The 8,529-nt window shown below is 68.8% G+C and carries 9 protein-coding genes; all 9 read left to right on the top strand.

Going from position 1 to position 8,529, the window contains the following annotated elements; translation table 11 throughout:
• Positions 1–51: 51 nt before the first annotated feature.
• Positions 52–255, top strand: coding sequence for a 50S ribosomal protein L31 (gene rpmE, locus ACESLR_RS10735; protein WP_024327640.1), 204 nt, complete (start codon positions 52–54; stop codon positions 253–255).
• Between the two features lie 49 nt (positions 256–304).
• Positions 305–1,135 (top strand): nuclease, encoded by an 831-nt coding sequence (locus tag ACESLR_RS10730; protein ID WP_373025964.1) that lies wholly within the window; start codon positions 305–307, stop codon positions 1,133–1,135.
• Between the two features lie 15 nt (positions 1,136–1,150).
• Positions 1,151–2,017, top strand: coding sequence for a M48 family metallopeptidase (locus ACESLR_RS10725; RefSeq protein ID WP_373025966.1), 867 nt, complete (start codon positions 1,151–1,153; stop codon positions 2,015–2,017).
• A gap of 85 nt (positions 2,018–2,102) precedes the next feature.
• Positions 2,103–3,323, top strand: coding sequence for a malic enzyme-like NAD(P)-binding protein (locus ACESLR_RS10720; protein WP_373025967.1), 1,221 nt, complete (start codon positions 2,103–2,105; stop codon positions 3,321–3,323).
• 29 nt (positions 3,324–3,352) lie between these two features.
• Positions 3,353–4,276 (top strand): malate dehydrogenase, encoded by a 924-nt coding sequence (mdh, locus tag ACESLR_RS10715; protein WP_373025968.1) that lies wholly within the window; start codon positions 3,353–3,355, stop codon positions 4,274–4,276.
• A gap of 25 nt (positions 4,277–4,301) precedes the next feature.
• Positions 4,302–5,216: a 5'-3' exonuclease H3TH domain-containing protein gene (locus ACESLR_RS10710; protein WP_373025976.1), complete on the top strand. Its 915-nt coding sequence runs from the start codon at positions 4,302–4,304 to the stop codon at positions 5,214–5,216.
• On the top strand, positions 5,213–5,872 hold the full coding sequence (locus ACESLR_RS10705) for a DUF1007 family protein (RefSeq protein ID WP_373025970.1): 660 nt from the start codon (positions 5,213–5,215) through the stop codon (positions 5,870–5,872). Before ACESLR_RS10710 ends, ACESLR_RS10705 begins: the two co-directional genes overlap by 4 nt.
• A 10-nt stretch (positions 5,873–5,882) precedes the next feature.
• On the top strand, positions 5,883–6,422 hold the full coding sequence (locus tag ACESLR_RS10700) for a pseudouridine synthase (protein WP_373025972.1): 540 nt from the start codon (positions 5,883–5,885) through the stop codon (positions 6,420–6,422).
• A gap of 116 nt (positions 6,423–6,538) precedes the next feature.
• Positions 6,539–8,529, top strand: a 1,991-nt coding sequence (locus ACESLR_RS10695) for a transglycosylase SLT domain-containing protein (RefSeq protein ID WP_373067336.1), incomplete at its 3' end; no start/stop codon positions are given.

Below are 8,529 nucleotides of genomic sequence, written 5' to 3'. Positions count from 1 at the left end.
CGGTCTCGGCTAACCTGTCGCACTTTTCGCCAGAACCTGCGTGAGCCGACCATGAAAGCCGACATCCATCCGAACTATCACGAAGTCAAGGTTATCTGCAGCTGCGGTACGCAGTTCGAGACCCGTTCCACCCTCTCCGGCGAGGAGATGCATGTGGACGTGTGCTCGCAGTGCCACCCCTTCTACACCGGCAAGCAGAAGATCGTTGATACCGCCGGCCAGGTCGACAAGTTCAACCGCCGCTTCGCATTCTGAAGCCGCGGCGCGCCGCCTGGCGCGCAACGTGAGCGGACGCGTGACCGCCATGGCGAGCCGTGTCCGACCCGACGAGGGCGTCCTGCAGGGCGCCCTCGTCTGCGTTATGGGCCTGCTGTTCCTGCTACTGGCCGGGGCGACCGCGGCGGAGTGCCGGCTGGGGGATCAGGAGCCGCGCGGGCTGCAGGAGGTAGGGGTCGAGCGTGTCCTTGGGTTCGACCGGCTGCGCTTGACCGATGGGCGGACGATCCGCCTGATCGGCCTGACCCCGGCCGTCCCGTTGCCGGAGGCGATGGCCCCGGTGCGGGACCTTTCCCTGCATGAGGGGGTGCGCGACGCCCTCGAGGCACGCCTGGAGGAGGCCGGACAGCACCTGACCCTGCGCGCAGGACATCCCGCCCGGGACTCGAGGGATCGCCCGCGCATGCATGCGTGGCTCCCCGACGGTGCGCTGCTGGCGGCCCGGCTGATCGCCGCCGGGGCGGCAATGCCACGGCCGGGTCCGCGGCCGGATCCCCTGGATGCCTGTCTCTATGCGGCCGAGGCCGAGGCGCGGGCCGGGGAGCGTGGTCTGTGGCTGGAACGGCCGGAGGCCCTGCCCGTACGGGTCCTGGACCCGCTGGATGGCGCGCTGCGCCAGGGGCGGCTGCGGGTGCAGGGCGATGTGGTCGCGGTGCGGGAGCCGGGACGTCACTGGGTGATGGAACTGTACGGCCCACTGGATTTGCTGATCCGCGGGGATGACCGCGATCACTGGCCCGATCTCGAGCCCGAATCCTTGACCGGCGAGGCGGTGATTGTGCGCGGTCGGGTGTATCCTTGGAGGGATCGACTCCGGATGCGCATACGGCATCCGCTCGATCTCGAGGTAGAGGACTAACGAGGTACTCGAATAATGCGTGCGTTTTCCAAGTCGTGGCGGATGGCTCGCGGTCGCCTGACCTCCCTTCTCCTGACGGTGCTGATCGCCGGCGGCCTCGCCACGGCCATCCCCGGGTGCACCACCAACCCGGTAACCGGACGTTCGCAGCTGATGCTCGTATCCGAGAATCAGGCGATCGACGCCTCGCGCAGCGCCTACGTCGAGATGCTGGCACCAGCGCGCGAGGAGGGCCGCATCAATGTCGACCCCGAGATGACCGCCCGGGTGCACGGCATTACCGAAAAGGTCGTCGCCCAGGCCGTGAAATATCGCCCCGAAACCGCCGACTGGGATTGGGAAATCGTGGTGATCGAGGCCCCGGATACCGTCAACGCCTTCGCGATGGCGGGCGGCAAGATGGCCGTCTACTCGGGCATCATCGAACAGCTGGATCTGACCGACGACGAGCTGGCGCAGATCATCGGGCATGAGATCGCCCATGCGTTGTCCGCGCACACCGCCGAGAAGATGTCAGTGGCCCTGGCCAGCAACCTTGCCCTGACCGGATACGCCCTCACGGGTGATCGCTCGGATGTGGCCCTGACCGGGGCGGCCCTCGGGGCCGCGCTCGCCATTCAACTCCCGCACAGCCGCAGCATGGAGTCCGAATCCGACCGCATCGGCATCGAGCTGGCCGCGCGCGCGGGCTACAACCCGGATGCCGCCGCCAGCCTGTGGCGCAAGATGGCGGCCCAGTCCGGCGGCGGTCAGCCGGAGTTTCTCAGTACGCACCCGGCACCGGACTCGCGTCAGCGCGAACTGACCCGACTGGCCGACGAGTACCGCCCGCTCTACGACGAGGCCCGTCGCGGCTCCGTCCCCACACACCCGGTCAACTGACCGCTGCACCCCCGTTGCGGTCCCGGCATGCCGGGACCGCAACGGTTCTTCATGAGATCGTCCGACAAAAGGCCTCGCTTACACCATGTCCAAGGATTTCAATCAGCGCGCGCTGGAATACCACGAGCAGCAGCCGGCCGGGAAGCTGGCGATCCACATCACCAAGCCGACCGCCACCCAGGATGACCTGTCGCTGGCCTATTCGCCGGGCGTCGCCGCACCGGTGCGGGCGATTGCCGGGAACCGGGAGCTGGCCTATCGCTACACCGGCAAGGGCAACCTGGTCGCGGTGATCACCGATGGCACTGCGGTGCTGGGGCTGGGCAACGTGGGCGCGTTGGCATCCAAGCCGGTGATGGAGGGCAAGGGTGTGCTGTTCAAGGCCTTCGCCGATATTGACGTGTTCGATATCGAGGTGGACGCCGCGCAGCCGGAGGACTTCATCAACACCGTTGCGAGCATCGCCGGCGGCTTCGGTGGTATCAATCTGGAAGACATTGCCGCGCCGCACTGCTTCGAGATCGAGCGCCGCCTGTCCGAGCGCCTGGATATCCCCGTGTTCCACGACGACCAGCACGGCACCGCGGTGATCACCGCGGCTGGCCTGGTCAACGCCCTGGAGATCCAGGGCAAGAAGCTGAGCGAGGCGAAGATCGTCTGCGTCGGGGCCGGTGCCGCCGGGATTGCCTCCATGCAGCTGCTGGTCCGCCTGGGCGCGGCGAAGAAGAACCTGTTCATGGTGGACCGCAAGGGTGTGATCCACAGCCAGCGCGATGACCTCAACGAGTACAAGCAGATCTTCGCGGTGGATACCGAAGCGCGCAGCCTGGCCGATGCCTGCCGCGACGCCGATGTCTTCATCGGGCTGTCCGGCCCCGACCTGCTGACGCCGGAGATGCTGCAGTCCATGGCACCGAAGCCGATTGTCTTCGCCCTGTCCAACCCGGACCCGGAGATCCGCCCGGAGTTGGCGCATCAGACCCGCGACGACCTGATCATGGCCACCGGGCGTTCGGACTATCCCAACCAGGTCAACAATGTACTGGGCTTCCCGTTCATCTTCCGTGGCGCGCTGGATGTGCGCGCGCGGACCATCAACGACGAGATGCTGGCTGCCGCGGTGCACGCGCTGGCCGGCCTGGCCCGCGAGCCCGTGCCGCAGGCCGTGCTGGATGCCTATGGCCTGGAGGCGCTCGAGTTCGGCCCGAACTATATCCTGCCGACCCCGTTTGATCCGCGCCTGATCGATACCGTGCCGCAAGCGATCAGCCAGGCCGCCCGCGACAGCGGGGTCGCCCGCCTGTAGCTCACCCCCAACCACAGGAGGAGCAGCGCATGCAGAAGATCGCCATTGTCGGCGCCGGACGTGTCGGCGAATCCACGGCCCAGTTCCTGGCGCGGCGCGATGTCGCCCGCGAGATCGCGTTGCTGGACGTGCGCGAGGGCGCGGCGGCCGGCGCCGCCCTCGACATCCAGGAGACCGCGCCTTTGTTGCGTTTCGACACCCGGCTGACCGGTAGTCACGAGCCGTCGGTCATCGCCGGGGCGGACCTGGTGATCATCACCGCCGGATTGCCGCGCAAACCGGGCATGTCACGCTCCGATGTATTGGACAAGAACGTCGGGATCCTCGACCAGATCCTGCAGGATATCCTGGTCCACGCCCCGCAGAGCCGCATCCTGGTGGTCTCCAACCCGGTGGATGTGCTGACCTATCGCGCCTGGCAGAAGACCGGCTGGAGCCGCGACCGGATCTTCGGACAGGCCGGGGTGCTGGACACCTCGCGCATGGCCGCCTTCATTGCACTGGCAACCGGCCTGTCCACCCACGACATACAGGCGCTGGTACTGGGCGGTCACGGCGATGCGATGGTCCCGATGCTTCGTTATTCCTCGGTCAACGGCGTGCCGCTCCACCACTTCATGGACCAGGCCACACTGGACGACATCGTCGAGCGCACCCGCCACGGCGGCGCGGAGATCCTGGCCCTGAAGCAGACCTCCAGCGCCTACGGCGCCCCGGCCGCGGCCATCGCGGAGATGGTGGAGGCGGTCGCGCTGGATCGTCGGCGCGTCTTGCCCACGGTGGCCCTGCTGGACGGCGAATACGGCGAGCGCGCCGTGGCCATGGGCGTGCCCTGCATCCTGGGGCAGGGGGGCATGGAACGCGTCATCGAGCTGGAACTGAACGCGGAAGAACGCGCCGCGTTCGATCAGTCCATCGCCGGGGTGCGGAAGGACCTTGAACGCCTCGCCTGAATCCGGCCCGATCCCGGGCGCGCGAATGCCGACCCTGACCCTGGTGGACAGCAGCATCTTTGTCTTTCGCGCCTGGTTCGCGCGCGGCCTGGACCCGGACCCGCACGGCCGACCGGGCGGTGCGCTGCACGGGCTGGTGCATTCGCTTTGCCAGTGGCTGCCGGCCTGCGCGCCGGGCCCGGTGGCATTCTGTTTCGATACCGGACTGCGGCGTGGCTTTCGCCACCGCATCGATCCCGCCTACAAGGCCCACCGCCCGCCCTCCCCGCCAGAACTGCGCGAGCAGTTCGCACGCATCCGCGAGCTGCTCGGCCGGCTCGGCTTCGCGACCCTGGCCGATCCGGAATACGAGGCCGATGATCTGATCGCCAGCCTGGCCCGTACCGGTCGCGCGGCCGGCTACCGTATCGACGTGAAGAGTGCGGACAAGGACCTGGCCCAGGTCATCCTCGGCGAGCAGGACCGTCTGCATGATCCGGAGCGCGGAACCGACCTCGATCGACGCGCGATCGAGAAGCGTTTCCGCATCCGGCCCGAGCAGGTCGCGGACATGCTGGCCCTGGCCGGGGATGCCAGCGACAACATTCCCGGTATCGACGGGGTGGGGCCGAAGACGGCCGCGCGCATTCTGCGCCGGCTGCGCGACCTCGACGCCGTGCTGGCGGACCCGGTGGCTGTCGCTCGCTGCAATATCCGCCGCGCGCCCGCGGTGGCCACGGCCATCGCCGGGCAGGCCGACAGGCTGCGCCGCTCGCGCCGGCTGACGGGTCTTGCCGACCGCATCCCGGATCTGCCGCCGGTCGGGCAACTGCACCCAGTCGGCCCGGACCCGGAGGCGCCGGTCTGGTTGCAGGATCTGGGTGTCGCCCCGGCCTATCACGCGCCGCTCCTGACCGCTGCCACCGCCTGGACCCGTGCCGCTACGAGGCAGACCGCATGAACCCGCGACGGCTTCTCCCGGTAATCCTGATCTTCATGGCACTGGGGCTGCTACCGGTCGCGGTGCTGGCCCATCCGCATGCCTGGATCGACCTGCGCATCAGCTTCGAGCGCGATGCCAACGGGCAGATCACCCACATGCTCCACCACTGGCGTTTCGACCCGACCTACGGGCAGTACCTATTCGATGACGCCCAGGAGCATCAGCCGGGCGATACCCCGGCGGTGCGCCTGCAGGGGCTGGCGGGCGAGATCCTCGACAACCTGGACGAGTACCGCTGGTACAGCCATTTGCAGATGGCGGACGAGGCGATCGAGATCGCGGCCGCCGGGAATCCGCGCATGGCGATGGAGGCCGGGTTGCTGCACTTCCGCTTTCGGCTGGAACTGGCGGAGCCGGTGGATCCTGCCGGGGCGGCGCTGGAGTACAAGGTCTATGACCCGACCTACTTCATCGAGATCCTGCATCAGGAGCCGCATGGCACGCGCATCGTCGATGCCTCCGGATTGGTGGATGCGACCTGCGAGGCCCGGCTCGAACGGCCGCGACCGGATCCAGCCGTGGTGGCGCGGGCGATGGCGCTGGATTCTGGCGCCAGTGTCGATTACGACCTCGGGCGCTACTTCGCCGAACGCGTCACCGTGCGCTGCGACTGACCCGGCGGTCATGGCCCGGATCGTCCTGTTCCACAAGCCCTGGGGCGTGCTGCCGCAGTTCACCGATTCCGAGGGGCGGCCGACGCTGGCCGACTACATCGACATGCCCGGTGTGTATCCGGCCGGGCGTCTGGACCGCGACAGCGAGGGCCTGCTGGTTCTGACCGATGACGGCCGCCTGAACGCGCGCCTGACCCAGCCGCAGCACAAGACCAGCAAGACTTACTGGGTTCAGGTCGAAGGCGAGCCCGATGACGTCGCGCTCGACGCCCTGCGCAAGGGGGTCGAACTGAAGGACGGGCGCACGCGCCCGGCGAAGGTGGCACGCATGGATCCGCCGGATCTCCCGGAGCGAGACCCGCCGGTGCGCTTTCGCCGGCACATCCCGACGCGCTGGCTGGCGATCACCCTGCGCGAGGGCCGCAATCGCCAGGTCCGCCGCATGACCGCGGCGGTGGGGTATCCGACACTGCGCCTGGTGCGCTACCGGGTTGGCTCCTGGACCCTCGATGGCCTCGCGCGCGGCGAGGTTCGCGTGCTGGACAGCTGATCCGGGATCCCCTTCCTGCCGGAACTGCCGACACACCCCCGCGAAAGCGGCCGGAAGTCGTTGCAAGCGCCCCGTCGCTGGCTGATGATGGAGAACCATTGATGCGAGGGCAGGGCATGCGCCTTTCCAGGAACGTATTTGCCGGGCTGGCCGGCCTGTTGCTGTCCCTGGCCGCGGTGCTGCCGGTGGCGGCTGCCGAGGAGGACCGCTACGTCTTCGAGCGCAGCCTGTTCCTGCTCGCGGAACGGGCGCTGAACCGGGGCGACATGACGGCCTATCGCGCCGCGCGCAGCACCCTGACCGGCTACCCGTTAACCCCTTACCTGGACTACCGCGAACTCGCGCGGAATCTGGGTCGCGCCGACCCGGACGCCGTGCGCGACTTCGTGCGCGAACATGACGACACCCCGCTGGCCGCCCGCCTGCGTGGCAGCTATCTGACGCACCTCGCGCGCGAGGAACAGTGGGGGGACTACCTTGGCTTCCTGGAGGCGACCGGGGAGGAGTGGTCCCTGCCCGTCGAGCAGGACTGCAATCGCCGCCAGGCGCTGCTGAAAACCGGGGAACGCGAGGCCGCCCTGGAGGACATGGAGTCCATCTGGCTGCACGGGCATTCCCGTCCATCGGCCTGTGATCCCCCACTGGATGCCTGGCGCGACGCTGGCGGCCTGACCGCCGAGCTCGCCTGGGATCGCTTCGAACTGGCCGTGAAGGCGGGCCAGACCGGCCTGGCGCGTTATCTGCGCCGGTATCTGGACGCGGATGACCGCCCCTGGGCGGAGCACTGGCTGGACCTGGCCGCCCGTCCCGCACGGGTGGTGGACGTTGATTTCCAGGCCGGCGATCATCGCTCGGCCGAGGCGTTGGTGGAGCGGGCGTTTACCCGCTGGGTCCGCCAGGACCTGGACGCGGCCCTGGAAGGGTGGGAGGAGGCCGGAGGCGGGCTCGGGCTGTCGGCCGAAGCCGCCGGGCGGATCCAGCACGCCCTGGCCCTGCGCCTGGCGCTGCGCTACCGGCCCGAGGCCCTGGGCTTCATGGCCCGTCTGGAGCCCGAGGTATTCGATACCCAGCTGCGCCAGTGGCAGGTGCGTGCAGCGCTCTACGAGCGCGACTGGGAGACGGTCTTGGACGCGATTCGGGCCATGGATCGCGACGTGCGCGACGAGGCGGCCTGGCAGTACTGGTACGCCCGCGCCCTGGAACAGACCGACTCACTGGAGGCCGCGCGCCGGTTCTACGAGCGCGCGGCCCGCGAGCGCAACTTCCATGGCTTTCTGGCCGCCGATCGGCTCGGCCAGCCCTATCGGATCGGACACCAGCCACTGGTGCTGGAGGACGGCCGCCGGGACGCCATGCGCGAGCATGCCGGCGTGCAGCGCATGCGCGAGCTGGTTCGTCTGGACCGCAACGCGGAGGCACGTCGCGAGTGGACGCATGCGGTCGCCGAGATGGACACCGCGGAGCTGGAGGCGGCCGCGCGCACGTTCGCCGACTGGGGCTGGCACGACCGCGCGATCTTCACCGCCGCGCGGGCGCGCAACTGGGACGACATCGAGCTGCGTTTCCCGCTGGCCTTCGACAACCTGATCGTGGCCGGCGCCCGCGAGCAGGCCATCGACCCGGCCTGGGCCATGGCGATCGCCCGGCAGGAGAGTGCCTTCCTCCACGACGTGCGCTCCGGGGCCGGCGCGCTGGGGATCATGCAGGTCATGCCCGCGACCGGCCGCTCCATCGCATCGGCCGCCGGGGTGCAGGTGACCTCCGACTGGGACATCCTCGACCCGGCCACCAATGCCCGGCTCGGAACCTACTACCTGCGGCGCAACCTGGACCGCTTCGGTGGCCACAGCATGCTGTCGACCGCGGCCTACAACGCCGGGGCTCACCGTGTGCGCTCCTGGCTGCCGGAGGACCGCGCAATGGATCCGGATATCTGGGCCGAACTGATCCCGTTCTCCGAGACCCGTGACTACGTCCGCCGCGTGTTTGCCTACCGCATCCTCTATGCGGTGCGCCTGGGGCAGGAGCCGCCGTCTCTGTCCACCCTAATGTACCCGGTGACGCCGCAGGACCGCCTGGCCGCGAGCCGCGAACGTCACCTCACCGA

The sequence above is a fragment of the Thioalkalivibrio sp. genome, assembly GCF_041685615.1.
Lineage (GTDB): Bacteria > Pseudomonadota > Gammaproteobacteria > Ectothiorhodospirales > Ectothiorhodospiraceae > Thioalkalivibrio.
Note: the sequence above shows the minus strand (reverse complement) of the source record. Positions and strands in the feature narration are given on the sequence as shown.